Annotated in this window: 16 protein-coding genes; 5 read left to right on the top strand and 11 right to left on the bottom strand. The window is 68.4% G+C overall.

What is annotated here, in order from left to right:
* Window positions 1-238: 238 nt before the first annotated feature.
* On the bottom strand, window positions 239-1,861 hold the full coding sequence (groL, locus tag ACYVLV_RS19500; protein ID WP_460813080.1) for a chaperonin GroEL: 1,623 nt from the start codon (window positions 1,859-1,861) through the stop codon (window positions 239-241).
* A gap of 113 nt (window positions 1,862-1,974) precedes the next feature.
* Entirely contained in the window at window positions 1,975-2,271 is a 297-nt protein-coding gene (gene groES, locus ACYVLV_RS19495; RefSeq protein WP_460813098.1) for a co-chaperone GroES, read from the bottom strand.
* Between the two features lie 213 nt (window positions 2,272-2,484).
* Here groES and ACYVLV_RS19490 point away from each other — a divergent pair, with 213 nt between their 5' ends.
* Window positions 2,485-3,648 (top strand): class I SAM-dependent methyltransferase, encoded by a 1,164-nt coding sequence (locus ACYVLV_RS19490; protein WP_460813079.1) that lies wholly within the window; start codon window positions 2,485-2,487, stop codon window positions 3,646-3,648.
* A gap of 147 nt (window positions 3,649-3,795) precedes the next feature.
* On the opposite strand, the gene ACYVLV_RS19485 is transcribed toward ACYVLV_RS19490, so the two are convergent.
* Window positions 3,796-4,410 (bottom strand): MBL fold metallo-hydrolase, encoded by a 615-nt coding sequence (locus tag ACYVLV_RS19485; RefSeq protein WP_460813077.1) that lies wholly within the window; start codon window positions 4,408-4,410, stop codon window positions 3,796-3,798.
* An 88-nt stretch (window positions 4,411-4,498) separates the two neighbouring features.
* Window positions 4,499-5,611 (bottom strand): S-(hydroxymethyl)mycothiol dehydrogenase, encoded by a 1,113-nt coding sequence (locus ACYVLV_RS19480; protein WP_460813075.1) that lies wholly within the window; start codon window positions 5,609-5,611, stop codon window positions 4,499-4,501.
* 190 nt (window positions 5,612-5,801) lie between these two features.
* On the opposite strand from ACYVLV_RS19480, the gene ACYVLV_RS19475 reads away from it, so the two are divergent.
* Window positions 5,802-6,854, top strand: coding sequence for a TolB-like translocation protein (locus tag ACYVLV_RS19475; RefSeq protein ID WP_460813073.1), 1,053 nt, complete (start codon window positions 5,802-5,804; stop codon window positions 6,852-6,854).
* Window positions 6,855-6,893: 39 nt separating this feature from the next.
* Window positions 6,894-7,877, top strand: coding sequence for a hypothetical protein (locus ACYVLV_RS19470; RefSeq protein ID WP_460813071.1), 984 nt, complete (start codon window positions 6,894-6,896; stop codon window positions 7,875-7,877).
* Between the two features lie 71 nt (window positions 7,878-7,948).
* On the opposite strand, the gene ACYVLV_RS19465 is transcribed toward ACYVLV_RS19470, so the two are convergent.
* On the bottom strand, window positions 7,949-9,499 hold the full coding sequence (locus ACYVLV_RS19465) for an MXAN_6640 family putative metalloprotease (protein WP_460813069.1): 1,551 nt from the start codon (window positions 9,497-9,499) through the stop codon (window positions 7,949-7,951).
* 230 nt (window positions 9,500-9,729) lie between these two features.
* Here ACYVLV_RS19465 and ACYVLV_RS19460 point away from each other — a divergent pair, with 230 nt between their 5' ends.
* The gene (locus tag ACYVLV_RS19460) at window positions 9,730-10,314 is read left to right on the top strand and encodes a SigE family RNA polymerase sigma factor (RefSeq protein WP_460813066.1); all 585 of its coding nucleotides are present in this window, start codon (window positions 9,730-9,732) and stop codon (window positions 10,312-10,314) included.
* On the top strand, window positions 10,311-11,525 hold the full coding sequence (locus ACYVLV_RS19455; protein ID WP_460813064.1) for a hypothetical protein: 1,215 nt from the start codon (window positions 10,311-10,313) through the stop codon (window positions 11,523-11,525). Before ACYVLV_RS19460 ends, ACYVLV_RS19455 begins: the two co-directional genes overlap by 4 nt.
* Before the next feature lie 35 nt (window positions 11,526-11,560).
* Here ACYVLV_RS19455 and tsaD read toward each other — a convergent pair whose 3' ends face one another.
* The 6 genes from tsaD to alr are packed head-to-tail and all read right to left on the bottom strand — an operon-like array spanning window position 11,561 to window position 17,420.
* A complete protein-coding gene (tsaD, locus tag ACYVLV_RS19450) occupies window positions 11,561-12,610 on the bottom strand; it encodes a tRNA (adenosine(37)-N6)-threonylcarbamoyltransferase complex transferase subunit TsaD (RefSeq protein WP_460813061.1) in 1,050 nt (349 codons plus the stop codon).
* Complete coding sequence (locus ACYVLV_RS19445; protein WP_460813059.1) at window positions 12,607-13,077, bottom strand: GNAT family N-acetyltransferase; 471 nt, start codon at window positions 13,075-13,077, stop codon at window positions 12,607-12,609. The genes tsaD and ACYVLV_RS19445 overlap by 4 nt, the downstream gene beginning before the upstream one ends.
* Complete coding sequence (tsaB, locus tag ACYVLV_RS19440) at window positions 13,074-13,718, bottom strand: tRNA (adenosine(37)-N6)-threonylcarbamoyltransferase complex dimerization subunit type 1 TsaB (protein ID WP_460813056.1); 645 nt, start codon at window positions 13,716-13,718, stop codon at window positions 13,074-13,076. Before tsaB ends, ACYVLV_RS19445 begins: the two co-directional genes overlap by 4 nt.
* A gap of 59 nt (window positions 13,719-13,777) precedes the next feature.
* Entirely contained in the window at window positions 13,778-15,187 is a 1,410-nt protein-coding gene (gene tsaE / locus ACYVLV_RS19435) for a tRNA (adenosine(37)-N6)-threonylcarbamoyltransferase complex ATPase subunit type 1 TsaE (RefSeq protein ID WP_460813054.1), read from the bottom strand.
* Window positions 15,184-16,278 carry an alpha/beta fold hydrolase gene (locus ACYVLV_RS19430; RefSeq protein ID WP_460813051.1) on the bottom strand — a complete coding sequence of 365 codons (1,095 nt, stop codon included), beginning with the start codon at window positions 16,276-16,278 and terminating at the stop codon, window positions 15,184-15,186. The genes tsaE and ACYVLV_RS19430 overlap by 4 nt, the downstream gene beginning before the upstream one ends.
* Window positions 16,275-17,420 carry an alanine racemase gene (alr, locus tag ACYVLV_RS19425; protein WP_460813049.1) on the bottom strand — a complete coding sequence of 382 codons (1,146 nt, stop codon included), beginning with the start codon at window positions 17,418-17,420 and terminating at the stop codon, window positions 16,275-16,277. The genes ACYVLV_RS19430 and alr overlap by 4 nt, the downstream gene beginning before the upstream one ends.
* Between the last annotated feature and the right edge of the window lie 34 nt (window positions 17,421-17,454).

Here is a 17,454-nt window from a genome sequence, read left to right as displayed (position 1 = left end):
CGACGCCCTCATCGCCCTGATCATGCTCAGCCTCGGCGGCCACCGACCACACCTCCCCGGACGAACATGACCCACACATCAGTCACAAGAGCCCGAGTCGGCGCTACTTCGAAAACTCGCGCCGACTGGGCGGCGTACGAGCGTCAAGTTGCGCCGACTCGCCGAGAAAGACAGACCCGCCACCCCCAGGTTCGGGAGTGACGGGTCAGCAGTGGTTCAGGTGCTGCGGGTCAGACGATCAGTGCCCGTGACCGTGTCCGTGACCGCCACCGGCGGACTCGTCCTCGTCGGCGGGCTTCTCCACGATCAGCGTCTCGGTCGTGAGCAGCATGCCCGCGATCGAGGTGGCGTTGACCAACGCGGAGCGGGTGACCTTGACCGGGTCCAGCACGCCCTGGGCGACCAGGTCGCCGTAGGTGTCTTCCGCGGCGTTGTAGCCGTGGCCGACGCCGAGCTCGCGGACCTTGGTGGTGACGACGTAGCCGTTGACCCCACCGTTCTCGGCGATCCAGCGAAGGGGCTCATCGGCGGCCTTGCGTACGACGCGCACGCCGGTCGCCTCGTCGCCGGTCAGACCGAGGTCATCGGCCAGCACGGAGACGGCGTGGATGAGAGCCGAGCCACCGCCGGGGACGATGCCCTCTTCGATCGCGGCGCGCGTCGCGGAGACGGCGTCCTCGATGCGGTGCTTCTTCTCCTTCAGCTCCACCTCGGTGGCGGCGCCGACCTTGATCACGCAGACTCCGCCGGCCAGCTTGGCCAGGCGCTCCTGCAGCTTCTCGCGGTCCCAGTCCGAGTCGGTGTTCTCGATCTCGGCCTTGATCTGGTTGACGCGACCCTCGACCTCGGAAGCCTCACCGGCTCCGTCGATGATCGTGGTGTTGTCCTTGGTGATGACGACACGACGCGCGGAGCCGAGAACCTCGAGGCCGACCTGGTCGAGCTTGAGCCCGACCTCGGGGGCGATGACCTGGCCACCGGTGAGGGTGGCGATGTCCTGCATCATCGCCTTGCGGCGGTCACCGAAGGCCGGAGCCTTGACGGCGACGGCGTTGAACGTGCCGCGGATCTTGTTCACGACCAGGGTCGAGAGCGCCTCACCGTCGACGTCCTCGGAGAGGATGAACAGCGGCTTGCCGGCCTGGATGACCTTCTCCAGCAACGGGAGGATGTCGGCGACAGCCGAGATCTTTCCCTGGTGCAGCAGGATGTAGGGGTCCTCGAGGACCGCTTCCATGCGCTCCTGGTCGGTGACGAAGTACTGCGAGATGTAGCCCTTGTCGAACTGCATCCCCTCGGTGAACTCCAGCTCGGTGCCCATGGTGTTGGACTCCTCGACGGTGATCACGCCGTCCTTGCCGACCTTGTCGAAGGCCTGGCTCAGCAGGTTTCCGATCACGGCGTCGCGGCTGGAGATCGTGGCGACCGAGGCCATGTCCTCGACCGAGTCGACCTCGCGGGCGGCCTCGAGCAGAGCAGCACCGACGGCCTCGGTGGCCTTGTCCATACCGCGCTTGAGGCTCATCGGGTTGGCTCCGGCGGCCACGGCGCGCAGGCCCTCGTGGACCATCGCCTGGGCCAGCACGGTGGCCGTGGTGGTGCCGTCACCTGCGACGTCGTTGGTCTTGGTGGCCACCTCCTTGGTCAGCTGGGCGCCGAGGTTCTCGAACGGGTCGTCCAGCTCGATCTCACGGGCGACGGTGACACCGTCGTTGGTGATGGTGGGGGCGCCCCACTGCTTGTCCAGGACGACGTAACGGCCCTTGGGGCCGAGGGTCACCTTGACGGCGTTGGCGAGCGCGTCGACACCGCGCTCGAGGGCACGGCGAGCATTCTCGTCGAACTCCAGAATCTTGGGCATGACTCTCCTTTTTGAGGGTCTGAGAACTAAAAAGTGTGGGTGAAAGGACTTCGGGTCGTGTGCCTGAGCGCCACGCTCACGGCGGCGTCAGGCACACGACCCGAAGTTCGCGATCAGGAGACGATGGCGAGGCAGTCGCGCGCGGAGAGAATGAGGTATTCCGCTCCGGCGTACTTCACCTCGGTGCCGCCGTACTTGCTGTAGATGACCTTGTCGCCCACGGAGATGTCCATGGGGATGCGCTCGTCACCGTCTTCGTTGAAGCGACCGGGGCCGACGGCCACGACCTCGCCCTCTTGGGGCTTCTCCTTGGCGGTGTCCGGGATGACCAGGCCAGAAGCCGTGGTCTGCTCGGCGTCCAGGGGCTTAACGACGATCCGGTCCTCGAGAGGCTTGATGTTGACCGACACGATGTCGACCTCCATTTCCCTACTTGTCGTGACTGTGATGAGGGCGGTTGCCCTCCTACGTTGGGGCCTGCTTCAGGTACGCCGTCGCGGGGGTCGCACCTGGTCGCAAGCACTGGCACCCTCGTGGTGAGAGTGCCAACTCAGAAACTAGCACTCACCTAAGGCGAGTGCCAGCGTGGGTCCCGCCGAACCTGACCTGACAGGATCACCTGCGTGGATCTCGACGCATTCCGATGGCTGCTCACCGACGACGGGCAATGGCTGCTGGATCGAGCCACCGATCTCGCGGGCGGACCCGAGTTGGCCGTCCAGACCGAGTTGCGGCGCGCGGCGACCCCCACGCAGGTGGCCGCCGCCCTGACCCAGGTCGATCTGCGCCACCGCGGCGCCGCGAAGTTCGGTGAGTCCGCGGCCCGGATGTACTTCACACCCGACGGGCTCGAGCAGGCGACGCGTACGGCGGTCGCCACCCACCGTGCGGGCCGCCTGACGGCCTTCGACACCGCCACCTTCGTTGATCTGGGCTGTGGGATCGGCGGCGACCTGATCGCCGTTGCGCGGGCGGGGATCACCGCCGCAGGGGTCGATCTGGATCCCCTGCGCGTCGCGGTGGCCGAGGCCAACCTCGCCGCCCTCGGTCTCGATGGAGCGGTGATCGAGGCCGACGCCACTGCTCTGGACACCAGCGCCTTCGACGTGGCCTTCCTCGATCCGGCGCGCCGAGGCGCCCGGGGTCGGTCCACCTTCCGCATCGACGACTGGACCCCGCCCTGGTCGTTCGTGGAGACCCTGCTGCGCCGCGACGCCTGCGTGAAGGTGGCACCGGGCATCCCCCACGACCTGGTCCCGGACGGGGTCGAAGCGGAGTGGGTCAGCGACCGCGGCGAGGTCAAGGAGGCCGCACTGTGGTCGGGCGCGCTGGCGACCACAGCGCGACGGGCGACCGTGATCGGTCACGGAGGTCTGGCCACCGTGACCGAGGAGGACGACCCGGGGGCCGGCGTACGCCCGGTCGGTGCGTATCTCTACGAACCCGACGGAGCCGTCATCCGGGCCGGATTGGTGACCGCCGTGGCGGCCGAGGTCGGTGGCGGGCTGTTGGACGAACACATCGCCTACGTGACCGGCGACCAAGCCGTTCGTACGCCGCTGGCGCGCGGTTACCGCGTCCTCGAGGAGCTGCCGTACCGCGAGAAGCAGTTGCGCGCCGCGCTGCGAGCCCGCGGCATCGGACGGCTGACGATCAAGAAACGCGGCGTCGAGGTCGTGCCCGAACAACTACGCCAGCGACTCTCCCTCGCCGGCGACCACGAGGCCACCATCGTGATGACCCGGGTCGCCGGTGAGGGAACCGTCCTGCTGGTGGATCCGCTGTAGGAGCTCGGCCGCTGGTTGAGGTGTGACGAGCGCAGCGAGGAGCCTCGAAACCCGGCTCCGTCAACGCGAACCTCACCGAGCCGGGAACCAGGTTTCGAGGCTCGGGCCTAGCGGCCCTCACACCTCAACCAGCGTCAGCCGGAACTCTCAGGCGCCGAGTCCTTCCTTCTCCGCCCCGATGGTCGTGCTATCGCCGTGACCGGTGTGGACCACCGTGTTGTCCGGCAGCGCGAAGAGCGAGGACCGGATCGAGGCCTTGATCAGGTCCTCGTCGCTGAACGACCGACCCGTGGCACCGGGGCCACCCTGGAAGAGGGTGTCGCCGGTGAAGACCGCACCGAGGTCGTGGACGTAGAGGCAGACCGCGCCTGGTGCGTGGCCCGGGGTGTGCAGCACCTTGATGGAGGCGCCGGCGATCTTGATGCTCTGGCCGTCGCTGAGGTCGGCATCCCACAACTCGTCGGTGTGGGTGAGTTCCCAGACCGGCTTGTCGTCGGGGTGCATCAGAATCGGGGCCCCGGTCTTCTTTCGGAGCTCGGGCGCGACCCGGACGTGATCGTCGTGGGCGTGGGTGCAGATGATCGCCTTGACCTCGCGCCCAGCCACCACCCGCATGATGGCGGCCGCATCGTGCGGGGCGTCGATGACCACGCATTCGTCGTCGTTGCCGATCACCCAGATGTTGTTGTCCACCTCGTGGGTCTCGCCGTCGAGGCTGAAGGTTCCGGAGACCACCGCGTGGTCAGCTCGTAGGTTGCTCATCAGTTCTCCTCTCGATCGGCTCGCAGTTCGAGCGCTGAATCATGTTGGTCACAATGCTCTGCTGCGTTGCGCTCTCTCGCTTCGCCCATCAGAACACCACCACCGAACGCAGGACGTTGCCGTCGTGCATCTTCTCGAACGCGGCCTCGACCCCGTCGATTCCGATCTCCTCGGTCACGAACGCGTCGAGGTCGAGTCGGCCACTGGTGTAGAGGTCGACCAGCATCGGGAAGTCTCGCGAGGGCAGGCAGTCGCCGTACCAACTGGACTTGAGCGATCCCCCGCGACCGAAGACGTCGATCAGCGGGATCTCGGGAATCTGCATGTCGGGGGTCGGTACGCCGACCAACACGACCGTGCCGGCGAGGTCACGGGCGTAGAACGCCTGCTTCCACGTCTCCGGGCGACCGACCGCCTCGATGACGACGTCGGCACCCTCGGCGCCGGGGTAGGTCTCCGCGCAGATGCGCTTGATCTCCTCACCGGCGTCGACCTTCGAGGAGTCGACCGTGTGCGTGGCACCGAGCTTCTTGGCCGCCTCGAGCTTCTGCGGGTCGATGTCGACCGCGATGATCGGGCTCGCACCGGCCAGAGCGGCGCCGGCGATGGCGGCGACGCCGACCCCTCCGCAGCCGATGACTGCGGCGGACATGCCGCGGGTGAGCTTGCCGGTGTTGATGGCCGCGCCGAGTCCGGCCATCACGCCGCAACCCAGCAGACCCACCGCAGCTGGACGAGCGGACTCGTCGACTTTGGTGCACTGACCGGCCGCAACCAGGGTCTTCTCCGCGAAGGCACCGATGCCGAGGGCCGGGGAGAGCTCCGTGCCGGCTCCGTCTCCTTCAGCGAGGGTCATCTTCTGGGTGGCGTTGTGGGTGTCGAAGCAGTACTGCGGCTCGCCGCGGTTGCAGGCCCGGCAGTTGCCACAGACGGCACGCCAGTTGAGCACCACGAAGTCACCCGGAGCAACCGAGGTGACGTCGTCCCCGACGGCCTCGACGATGCCGGCGGCCTCATGGCCGAGCAGGAAGGGGAACTCGTCGTTGATCCCACCCTCGCGGTAGTGCAGGTCGGTGTGGCACACCCCGCACGCCTGGATCTTCACCAGCGCCTCGCCCGGACCGGGGTCGGGGACGTTGATGGTGGTGAGTTCGACCGGTGCGCCCTTGCTGCGGGCGATGACCGCCTTGACCTGCTGCATCGAATGATTCCTCTCGTCCTGCATGGATCGGCTCCTTAACCGTAGGCGCACCGTGGTCGGAGATCGGTTGGCGGTCCGATTGCAACCTCCGACGGCCCCGCGACGTCTACTGGGTATGCCCCGTTGCCAGCCCCAGCACACGCCCCGGTCTGCGTCGCGTCCTCCTGCCTACGCCCGGACCGCGCACCGCGTGGCCGGCACCCTGGCCGCCCTCGCGCTCGGGCTCACCGCCTGCGGCAGCGACACCCCAGATCCCACGGCGGAGCCGCCGACCGTCGAGCCCGCGATCTCCTCGAACCCACCCCCGGTCGACCCGATCGACCCGGTCGACCCGGTCGACCCGGTCGACCCCCCGCAGGTGGCGTACCTCCGAGGGAAAACCATCCACCTGCCCGGCGGCGACAGCTGGACGCTGCCGCAGCGCTACGACTCCGGGCGTCTCCTGGACGGAGTGTTCTTCGGTGTCTCCTACGACGACGAGAACGATCACGGCACGCTTCAGGGCATCCACCGCGACGGCACCATCGACGACCACGGCGCGATCACCTCACCGCTCGCGGCGAACCGGGCCGGCACCACCCTGGCGTGGATGGACGCCGACCACCGACTCCAGACACGCTGGACCGAGGACGGTGTCGACCTCGGCGTCCTGTCGTCCTACGCCGTTCCCCGACGGGTCATCGGCGGCCCGAACTGTCATGAGGATCAGGACGGGTGTGTGGTCTTCCACGACGAGCGCGGCCAGGCCCACACCGCCGACTCCCATGGCATCGACGACTCGTTCTTCCCCGAGGCGCTCAGCGTGGACGATGCGACCGAGGACCGGGTGGTCGCCGTACAGACCTCGGCGACCGACACGGGCTCCTGCAGTGCCGTCCTGGATCTGACCGTCGCGTTGAAGAAGCGGACCGTCGCGGAGACCTGTGACTACTCCCTGGGCCGATTCTCTCCCGACGGGGCTCACCTGTCGGCCTACGAGGCCTACCGGGACGGGATCGGGATGAGTTACGTCGCTCTCCTCGACGCCACGACGCTCGAGGAGATCACCCGCTTCTCCCCCGCCGGATTCATCGCTACGGCCGTCTGGGAGAACGACGGCCAGGTGCTGGTCAACACCTACGACTACGAGACGGGTCGCTGGAGTGTGGAGCGGCTCGGCCTGGACGGTTCGACCCAAACGGTGTTGGGCCCGATTCGGGGGGAGGACGTCCGACCGGTTTTCACGCTGATGGGCGACAGCTGAGTCGGACAACGCACCGCGGCCCCTGCGCGTGTAGGGACCATGAACCGACTCGTCCTGCCGTTCCTGGTCGCCTTCCTCGTCTCGGGATGTGGCCGACCGACACCGGAGCCATCACCCTCGCCACGGGCGCCCGACATCGTCGAGGAAGCCGCCGCCCCACCCACCGCTGAGGTCGAGCCCGCCGGGTCCACCCGTCTGCGTGCGTTGCCCCGAGGCGAGGCCCCGGCGATCCCCTACGTCCACGACTCGGTGATCCAGCACCCGAACGGCGGAACCGTCCGGATGCCCAGGCTGCCGAACGGGGCCGCTGCGGTCACGGTGACCCCGTACGCACGCGGCCTGATGATCACCGATGACCGGATCTTCGAGGGAACGAGAGGGCTGTATCTCCTCGAGTCGGGCAGGCTCCACCAGATCGACGGCTGCACCGCTGGGGGTGAGGTGAGCGACGACGGGCGGTACGTCGCCTGGGTGACCTCGGCGTGCCCGGAGAGCGGCCAGAGGGCACCCACCAAGGTCCACGTCCGCGGTCCCGACGGCACCCGCGGCCAGATCGTCACCGTGGAGCCCGCGACCCTGCTGAGCGTCTGGGGGTTCGACGGGACCGACGTGATCTTCGGACCGTTGTTCACCCCGACCGGACAGCGGCGGCGGCTGTGGTCGACTGATCTGTGCTCTCCGCCTGTGCGGGTCGCGGCAGACGCGGTTCCGACAGCGGACCGGACCTCCATCAGCCCCGACGGTCGGCACACCGTGGCCGTGGGCCGATGGCGCCGTGAGATCCGAATTCGTGCTGCGCAGACGGGCGACCTGATCACTCGCCTGACTCTCCCGGAGACGGTCCGCGCAGGTGAACTGCGGTGGGAGAGCAACACCACGATCCTGGCCCAGGCGTCGGCTGGCTTCAACGGGCGCACCGGCGCCCTCGTCCGGGGTGATCTACAGGGAGACCTCGAACGGGCGACGCCAGTCGTGCGCGGGGCGGGGTTCCCGCACGAGTTCGTCTTCGTCGGTCGCCGCTGAACCCGGCACGCGACAGCGCCCGCCCCCACAGGGGACGGGCGCTGAGGTGGTGCTGTTCTACGTCAGGAGGATCAGCGCTTGAGTACTGCCGAGAACTTCTCCTCGACGTTGTCGTCCTTCGGGTCACCGGCACAGCTGTACTCGGTGTCCTCGAAGCAGTTGAAGCGGTCGCTGGCGTTGACCAGGGTCAGTTCGACGTACTTGACCTTCGCCTTGCCGAACTTCGTGGCGTAGCGCCCGTTGCCCTGCTTGTTGAGCTTGACCATGTTCGTCTTGATCTTGCCCGACTTCAGCTTCGTCGAGACGATCGCCGCTGATCCACGGTTGGTCTCGTCCATGTCGATCGTCAGCTTGATGCGCGCCTTGTTGCGGGTGTTCTTGGGAATGAACCGCGTGGTCGCCGAACTGAGGTGATCGAGCCGGATCGACACCGGTCCGGTCCGCGTCTTGCGGTTGGAGAGCTTGAACTTCTTGGCGGGCTTGGCGGTGGGGTACTTGTTGGCCCGGCCCTCCTCGTAGTTCGTCTTCGGTGCCCGGTTGGCCGCGGCGAACTCGGCCAGGGTGCGGGGCAGGGTCCGGCCGCGGGACCGCAGCACGCCCTTGAGGGCCTGGAGCGAGTACTTGTCCGGACCACCCGCAGCGTCGTCGACCTTGGTGAAGACGTCGCGGACCAGGGTCGGCAGACCGGCCTGGGCGGTGGTGTGCCGCTCGGTCAGGAAGCGCCAGAAGATCCAGTTGCCGTACTGGAACTGGCTGTCACCGTAGGAGTCGAGCGGGGCCTTGGGCACGGTCAGCGCGCTGCTGCCGGGCAGGTAGTTGATGTTGTCGTCGACGCCGTCGTACATCTCGTCCTCCATCCAGGTCGCCGTGCTCTCGAGGAGCCAGCGGTCCTCGTAGAAGTCGTAGGCGTACTGGGTGGCGTGGAAGTACTCGTGGGCCGCGGTGACCTGGAGGTTCTCCAGCGGCGTGTTCGTCTTGAACTCGGCCTTCGAGTAGTCGTTGTCCAACACGCAGTAGGCCCACGTGTCGGAGGTCTTGCCCTTCGGGATCCCGGCGGTGTCGGTGGTGCAGTAGCCGTAGACGTCGGGACCGATGTTGTCGATGTAGATGTCGATCCGCGCGTCGCCACCGTTGGTGCCGTCGGGCAGGGGCGAGCGGTAGCCCGCGGCGATGTACGTGTCGTGCACGTGGGTCACCGTCGCCAGGGCGAAGTCGATGTAGTCCGGCACCTCGTTGGTGTTGGCGTCGGTGGGGTTCACCTGGGAGGGGTCGTAGTGCACGCAGATGAACTCGTTGCACGACTGCAACGGCTTGTTCGGTCGCGTCTCGAGTTTGCGGGCCGCGGCCTGGTCGGCCGGGCTCAGGTCCTCCCGGACGATCTGCAGGTCGCGGAGCACCATCGAGGCGTCACGACCCGAGGCGTCGTCGCTGTCGGCGTTACCCGAGAAGAGGTCTTCGGCCTCGGCGAGTACGGCGCGCGCGTTGGTCTGTCGCGCGGCGGCATCACCGTCGATGGTGTCGCTGGAAGCGGCCTGGACGCCGGGTGCGGCGGCCAGCGAGAGGAGGAGTCCGAGGCTGGCTGCGGGCGCAACCAGGCAGCGTCGGATCTGGCGTGGGGTCATGAATCAATCACTTTCGGTTGGCAAACAGAAGACGTGCGCGCGTTCGCCTACTCAACGGTTTCCCCCCGGTGATGCCAACCCGCCATACGTTTTACCACCACGCTCACCACGCCCGCCATACTTTTCTATCCTTGAAAGTTGCTCTACTGGAGTCCTGCGTCCGAAAGTCGTTGCAACCATCCGGGTGCCGAGTGCGTCTTGGTCGTGAATCACTTCGATCAGGGGTGAGGATGATCGCAGCACACCGCACCGGCAGCGCTGCCCGAGGACAAAGGGGTTGGACCGTGGGACGGACCGCCCGACGCGATACCCGCGACGAGGAGTTCACGGCGTACCTGCACGCGCGTCAACCCAGCCTGCTGCGTACGGCGTACCTCCTCACCGGGGATCGGCACCAGGCCGAGGACGTGCTGCAGAACTCGCTGGCGAAGCTCTATCTCGCCTGGGACAAGGTCCGCGACGCCAACTCCATGGATGCCTACGTGCGCCGGATCATGGTCAACGAGAACAACTCGCTGTGGCGTCGCGGCTGGAAGAAACGCGAGTTCACCCCCGAGCACCTCCCCGAGCCCAGCCCCCACCGCGACGAGTACGACGAGGGCAACAGTGCCGAGTTGTGGCGGGTCGTGCAGACCCTGCCGCCCAAGGCCCGTGCGGTCGTGGTGCTGCGCTACTACGAACAGTTGTCCGAGTCCGAGACCGCCGACGTGCTCGGTATCTCGGTGGGCACCGTGAAGTCTCAATGCAGCCGGGCCCTGAGCGCCCTTCGTGACCGAGTTCCAGCCGGCCTGAACCCCCGGGAGGAGGACCGATGAACGACGAACAGCCCAAGGATTGGGAGTGCGCGATGAGCAACGAGTTCGACCGACGCGTCCGTGATCTGAACGAGGCACCGCTGAGCTTCGAAGCGATCAAGGGGAAGGCCACGAGCATCCGCCGCAAGCGTCGGGCCGCCGTCGCCGGAAGCGTGCTGGCCGTAGCCGCCGTGATCGCACCGGTCGCCGTCCTCGCCCTCAACGACGACCAGCAGTCCCGGACCATCCAGCCCGCCGACCCGACACCGACGGTCGTCACCGATCCCACCCCGAGCCCCACCCCGACACCCGAACCCGCGCCCAGCCCGGCGAATCGGCTCGGGATCGACTACCTCGAGGGCAGGACCCTCGTTCGCGCCGACGGAACGATCATGGATCTACCGAACGACTACCAGGACGGCACCCGCGTCGGAGACGACATGTTCCTCGGCGTCGCCTACAGCGAGGAGGGGATCGTCATCGAGGAGGTGGACGAGAACGGCACATTCGTCGGCCTCGAGCCAGCGCTGTCCACCGTGACCAGCAACGACGACCGCACCGTCGCGGCCTACCTGAACCAGGACGGCTCGGTGGAACTGCGCAGCGCGACCGACCGGGCCACGATCCCCGCACTGTTCCAGGATGGGGCCACCCCGGTGACCGTGGTCGGGGATGCCGACTGCATCGCCACGGAGAGTTGCCTGGTGTTCGTGAACCCGGCGGGTGAGGAGCCCCCCAGCGTCGTGAGTCAGATCGGCTCGGTGGAGCCGTTCACGAACGGCATCGTGGCCATCAACGACTCCGAGACGCCCAGCGGGCCCACCGTGGGAGTGGTGTCCGTGCAGAACGAGGGCACCTGCAACTCCGCCTTCGGCGGAGCCCGCGGGGAGGCCTTGTTCGAGAACTGCGAGTTCCGGTACTTCGACTTCTCCCCCGACCAACGGTTCCTCAGCGGGGCACAGTCCTACGGCGACGGATTCGGCGACGCCTGGGCCGGGATCTACGACGCCACCGACGGTTCGGAGATCGCTCGGCTACAGTCCGACAACCAAGCAGTCGTGCAGTCCGCGTGGGCGCCCGACAACACCCTGATGGTCGTGACCTACGCCTTCGACGTCAGGGAGTGGAGAGTGGTCCGGTTGGCCCCGGACGGCACCCGGACGACCGTGCTCGGGCCGGTCACGGCGCCCACCGGAGACGAGTCACCGTTCCTGCTGATCGGCGGTCGCTGAGGACCCGAGCGCTGACGATCACCCCGCCAGCCGGGTCAGCCCGCCAGCACCTCGGTGACCGGAAGGCTCGAATCCGCCGGCAGATCCAGGGGTGAGGGTGTCCGTCCCCGGGAGACCATCTCGGAGCCCAACGCGGCGACCATGGCGCCGTTGTCGGTGCACAACCCCGGGCGTGGGACCCGCACCCGGATACCCAACGGTTCGGCTCGCGCCTCGGCCATGGCGCGCAGGCGCGAGTTGGCGGCCACACCGCCCCCGATCAGCAGGTCCTCGATGCCTTGGTCGGCGGCGGCGTCCAGGGCCTTGCGCACCAGCACGTCGCACACCGCCTCCTGGAAACTGGCGGCCACATCAGCCACCGGCACCGGCTCTCCGGCTCGCTCCTTGGCCTCGACCCAGCGGGCCACCGCGGTCTTCAACCCCGAGAAGGAGAAGTCGAAGCGGTGGCGTTCCAGATCGCGGCGCGCGGTCAGCCCGCGCGGGAAGTCGATGGCCACACTGTTGCCCTCCCGGGCGATCCGGTCGATGTGGGGTCCGCCGGGGAACGGCAGACCCAGCAACCGCGCGACCTTGTCGAACGCCTCGCCGGCGGCGTCGTCGATCGTGGCCCCCATCGGGTCCACGTCACCGGTGATGTCCAGGACCCGCAGCAGACTCGAGTGGCCCCCGCTGACCAGCAGCGCCAGACACGGCTCGGGCAGCGGACCGTGCTCGAGCTGGTCGACCGCGACGTGGGCGGCGAGGTGGTTGACGCCGTACAACGGTTTGCCCAGCCCGAGGGCCAAGGCCTTGGCCGAGGCGACCCCGACGAGCAGCGCACCGGCCAACCCGGGCCCGTGGGTCACCGAGATCGCGTCCATGTCGTGCAGGCGTACGCCGGCCTCCACACAGGCCCGCTCGATGGTCGGGACCATCGCCTCGAGGTGCGCGCGGCTGGCCACCTCGGGCACCACTCCCCCGAACCTCGCATGCTCCTCGACACTGCTCGCGACCGAGTCGGCCAGCAGGGTGCGCCCCCGCACGATCCCCACACCCGTCTCGTCGCAGGAGGTCTCGATCCCCAGGACCAACGGCTCATCACTCATGACGTTCCTCCACAGCTCGGGCCGAGTCCTCGGCGCATCACGATCGCGGTCGCTCCGTCGCGGTAGTACCGGGGTCGGCGGTCGATCTCCACGAATCCACGGGCGGCGTAGAACCCGAGCGCACCGGCGTTGTTCTCCCGGACCTCGAGCAGCAACCGGTCGGCCCGCTCGGCCCGGGCCCGGGTGATCACCTCGGCCAACAACCCTGACGCGTGACCACCTCGACGGGCCGATTCGCGTACGGCGATCCGCTGCAGTTCGGCGATGTCACCGGCTGCGCTGAGGACCGCGTGTCCGACGACCGCGTCCTCCTCCGTGTCACCGTCGACGGCCACCAGATACGTCACCGTCGGCAGTCCGGCCAGCCCCTCGCGGATCAGCCCGGGTGACCAGGCGTCCTGGCCGAGGCATTCGCTCTCCAGCGTTGCGATCTCGTCCAGATCCGCGGGCACCGCCTGTCGGATCACGAGACCTTCTTCGGGGGTCGAGCGGTCTCGGCGTCGGGTCGGCGCAGGTAGAGGGGCTCGGGTTCGAGCAGGTCGACCTGCTTCCCGACTAACGCCCTGGCGAGCCACCCCGCGCTGGGACGGACCGGGCCGAGCGCGTTCGGGAACGACTCGGGGTAGAGCACCGCGCCCTCCCCGACCACGGGCAGCTGGGTCGCCACCGTGTCGGGCTTGGCCACGACCGGTCCCGCCAGTCGCTTGCCCTGATCGTCGTAGGAGGCGAGGTAGACCTCCTTGCGGCGCGCATCGGTGGCGACGACGAACTCGCGTCCCTGCGCCGAACCGCTGGCCGCTTGCACAGCGAGGGCGTCGAGGCTGCACACGCCGTGGATGGGTAGGTCCAGGACGAAGGCGAGCGTGCGGGCGGTCACCAGTCCGACCCGGAGTCCGGTGAAGGGTCCGGGGCCGACACCGACTCCGATCGCGGTGAGGTCGTTGCGCGTCAGACCGGCCTCGATCAGGGCGGCAGTGATCAGCGGCGCGAGTTCCTCGCCGTGCTTCATCGGCCGGGTCGACTCCAGCTCGGCCAGCACCCGGTCGGTGTCGGTGTCGAAGAGCGCGACGCTCACCGTCGGTGACGCGGTGTCGAAGGTCAGCAGCACACGCTGAGGCTATCGGGCGCGGTATACGCCTCTCGCCCCCACGGCCCGTTCGAGTTCAGTCATCGACCCCGGAAACACAGTTCGGCCAGGTGCGCGTCGATCGGCGAGAGCCCCAGGGCCTCGATCGTCTGGTCGGGGTTCTCCGGATTCCACCAGCAGACCTCTCGAGCCGACCCCTTCGGTCGGGCGGGGAGGTCGAGTCGGTAGCAGGCGACGTACGTGATGGTCCGGGCGTGCCCGAGCTGCACGGTGGCGACGCCGATGCAGTCGAACTCCCCCGGCGGGTCACCCACCTCGGCGGTGTAGCAACGGATGGCCGCATCCCGGGGTTCGTCATCGCCTTCGAGCCGTCCGCCCGAGAGCTCCCACTCCCCGTTGCGCAGGTTGCGCACCAGCAGCACCTCGCCGTCGTACACCGGAGTGACGACCGCCAGCGTGATCCCGATCGAGGAATCGAGGTCGGGCCACTCGTCCTCCTGGCAGGCTCGGAAGTCGAGCATCAGGGTCTCGTTGACCTTCTCGGCCAGCGGAGCCCGCTCCTGGTCGGGTACGACGAGGTCATGCCACCGCGGACCGACCGGGGTCATCAACACCCGCCGGGGATCGAGGTCCCCGTGCTCGTCCTCGTGAGCCAGGGCGCGGATGATCCGCACCTCGAGCCGAGACTCGGCCAGCCCCTCGGCGACGCCCTCGCCCCACTCGACCACGGTGACCGCATCGTCCAGGGAGGTGTCGAGGTCGAGGTCGTCGAGCTCGTCGATCCCGCCGAGCCGATAGGCGTCCACGTGGACCAACGAAGGTCCTTCGTCGAGAGGCGGGTGCTCACGAGCGATCACGAAGGTGGGGGACGTGACCGGTCCCCGCACCCCGAGACCCTCCCCCAGACCCTGGGCGAAGGTGGTCTTGCCGGCACCGAGTTCGCCGGCCAGCACGATCAGGTCGCCCTGCGTCAACGCCCCGGCGAGGTCGGCGCCCAGCTCGCGCATGGCGTCGGCATCGGGGACGTCGAAGATGAAGGTGCGCAGCGGACGGCGCAGCTCCACGTTGGGGGAACTGCGGCGGATCTCGCGGAAACCCTGACGCTCCCAGAAGCGCACGGTGTTGGGCAGCTCCTCGCGGGCCACGACCGTGAGATCCTCGAAGTCCTGAGCCTCCTCGACGGCCGCGTCGATCAGGGCTCGAGCCACGCCGTGGCCCTGGTGGAGCGGAGAGACGCCGAAGCGTCGCAGGTACATCGTGGGTCCCACCGGGTCGAGGACCAGCGCCCCGACGTCCTCGCCCTCGAACGCGGCGATCAGTCCGCCGCCCTTCTCGAGGAGTGCGGCCATGTCGTCGACGGTCTCCGCGAGCGCCGCGGCTGGCGGATGCAGAGGCTGTCGTGCTTGGAACGCCGGGAGGATGACCGCCTGGACGACGGCCGCGTCCGAGGGACCGGCGCGGCGTACCTCGACTCGTGCGGGACGGGTCATCGGCGCTCCTGCATGGCGGCGGTGATGAGTTGGTCGAGCTCGGCGGTGACCAGATCGTGGCGTTCGAGGATCACCAGGTGCCCGGCACCCTCGCACTCGAGGAGCCGGGATCCGGCGATCTCCTGATGCAACTTCCGGGAGTGGCCGATCGAGGTGAGCCGGTCCGACGTACCGCACACGATGGCGACCGGGATCCGGCCCAGGACCCCGACGTGGTCGAACTTGTCGAGACCGCGGAAGCTGGGGAAGAAGTCGGCCACCACCTCGAAGGGGGTCTCGGAGAGCATGTCGTCGACGAAGTCGAGGTACGACGGTGGGACGTCCCCACCGAAGGCCCAGCGGTCGGTGGCGACCATGGCGATCATGTGGCCGGCGCGGCGGGCGATATCGACGAACCGATGCCCGCGAGAGAGGGTCGAGACGGCCCGGTCGGCGACGACTCCGGTGAGCCGGGGCGTCAACCGGGTGGGCAGCATCGGCAGGAGGACCTTGACGGGGTCGAGACCTCCGGCGGTGGTGGACACCAGTCCGACTCCGACGACCCGGTCTCCGATGAGTTCGGGGAACTGCTCGGCCAACGCGGCGATCGTCATACCGCCCATCGAGTGGCCGATGAGCACCACGGGACCGGTCGGCACCACGTGGTCGAGCACGGTCACCAGATCGCGAGCGAGTTGCTCGATGGTGGCGTTGCCCCGCTCGGATTGACCGGAGCGCCCGTGCGAACGCTGGTCGTAGTAGACGCTGCGCACCAGGCCGCGGTAGGCCGCACGCTGGAAGTGCCAGCAGTCCAGGGACAGGCAGAACCCGTGGACGAACACGACCGTGACATCGGGGACCTTTGCGCCCAGACCCCAGCGTCGCTTGGGGGACGAGTCGGCTTCGGCGAGTTCGTCGACCTCGACGTGGAGGGGTACGCCGTCCTCGGCCACCACGGTGATCGGCTCGCTGCGCAGCTCACCGAAGGGGATCTCCTCGCCCACCCGATGACTGATCTGCCGACGCTGGCGGGCGATGCTGACCGCGGTGCCCGCGGCCGCGAGACCGAAGACACCGGCAACGCTGGTCGCCACGCGGGATCGAGTGCTCACCGATCTGCTCCTGGTGTCTCGTTGACGTAGCGGCGGGTCAGGCGTCCGCCCACGCGGGTGACGATCTCGTAGTTGATCGTCCCGGCCGCCTCGGCCCAGTCCTGAGCAGTCGTGCGGCCCTCGCCCTCGGGTCCGAAGAGGATGACCTCGTCGCCCGCGGAGGCGTCTCGGCCCTCGAGGTCCACGAGGAACTGGTCCATGCAGATCCGGCCCCGGATCGGGGCCTGGTGGCCGACGACCGACACCGCCGCTTGGTCGCTGGCATGGCGCGGAACGCCGTCGGCGTACCCCAACGGGACCAGGCCGAGGGTGGTGTCGTGGGTCGCGGTCCAGAGATGGCCGTAGGAGACCGAGTCGCCGGCCGCGACGGGCTTGACCATGACGAGCGGGGCGGTCACGGTCATCGCGGGGCGTAGTCCGACGCGGGTGCCTTCCTGACCGGGGGCCGGGTCGAGGCCGTAGACCGCGATGCCGCAGCGGACCGCGTCGAAGCGGGCCGAGGGCCGCAGCAGGGTGGCCGCGGAGTTGGCGAGATGCCGGATCTCCGGTCGTAACCCCTCGGCCTCGGCGAGCGCGATCGCCTCGGTGAAGGTCTGCTCCTGGGCGTCGTTGGCAGGGTGGGTCGGATCGTCGGCGCAGGCGAAGTGCGACCACAGGCCCGTCACCGTCCAGTCGCCCGCTTCCTCACCCACGCGGGCCCGATCGATCAGTTCCTGCCACTGCGCGCGACCGGCCCCACCGCGGTTCAGTCCGGTGTCGACCTTGAGGTGGATGCGGGTCGGCGTACTCGTGCTGGCGACGGCACCGGCGATCTCGTCCAACTGGGCCACGGAGTAGGCGCTGAGGTCGAGGTCGGCCTCGATGGCGGCGGCGTACGGCGCCCCGGGGGTGGCCAACCAGCACAGGATGCGGCCGGAGTCGCCGCCGGCGCGCAACGCGAGGGCCTCGGTCAGGGTCGCCGTCGCGAGCCACTCGGCGCCCGCTTCACGCGCCGCCTTCGCGACGGGGAGCATGCCGTGGCCGTAGCCGTCGGCTTTCACCACGACGATCAGCGGCACCTGGGCCACTTGGCGCAGGACCCGCACGTTGTGCCGGATCGCGTCGAGATCGACGACGATCTCGGGCTTCCTGGCGGCAGTCATGTGACCTGATTGTTCCATCAACCGCCGGGAGGTT

Source organism: Nocardioides salsibiostraticola (genome assembly GCF_054783655.1).
This window is presented reverse-complemented; position numbering and strand designations above follow the sequence as displayed.

What these genes read in the sequence shown, in the direction of transcription:
- tsaE (WP_460813054.1), bottom strand. Translation starts at nt 15,187, where the DNA reads ATGACCCGTCCCGCACGAGTCGAGGTACGCCGCGCCGGTCCCTCGGAC.
- ACYVLV_RS19470 (WP_460813071.1), top strand. Translation starts at nt 6,894, where the DNA reads ATGAACCGACTCGTCCTGCCGTTCCTGGTCGCCTTCCTCGTCTCGGGA.
- ACYVLV_RS19480 (WP_460813075.1), bottom strand. Translation starts at nt 5,611, where the DNA reads ATGCAGCAGGTCAAGGCGGTCATCGCCCGCAGCAAGGGCGCACCGGTC.
- ACYVLV_RS19465 (WP_460813069.1), bottom strand. Translation starts at nt 9,499, where the DNA reads ATGACCCCACGCCAGATCCGACGCTGCCTGGTTGCGCCCGCAGCCAGC.
- tsaD (WP_460813061.1), bottom strand. Translation starts at nt 12,610, where the DNA reads ATGAGTGATGAGCCGTTGGTCCTGGGGATCGAGACCTCCTGCGACGAG.
- alr (WP_460813049.1), bottom strand. Translation starts at nt 17,420, where the DNA reads ATGACTGCCGCCAGGAAGCCCGAGATCGTCGTCGATCTCGACGCGATC.
- ACYVLV_RS19455 (WP_460813064.1), top strand. Translation starts at nt 10,311, where the DNA reads ATGAACGACGAACAGCCCAAGGATTGGGAGTGCGCGATGAGCAACGAG.
- ACYVLV_RS19460 (WP_460813066.1), top strand. Translation starts at nt 9,730, where the DNA reads ATGATCGCAGCACACCGCACCGGCAGCGCTGCCCGAGGACAAAGGGGT.
- groL (WP_460813080.1), bottom strand. Translation starts at nt 1,861, where the DNA reads ATGCCCAAGATTCTGGAGTTCGACGAGAATGCTCGCCGTGCCCTCGAG.
- ACYVLV_RS19485 (WP_460813077.1), bottom strand. Translation starts at nt 4,410, where the DNA reads ATGAGCAACCTACGAGCTGACCACGCGGTGGTCTCCGGAACCTTCAGC.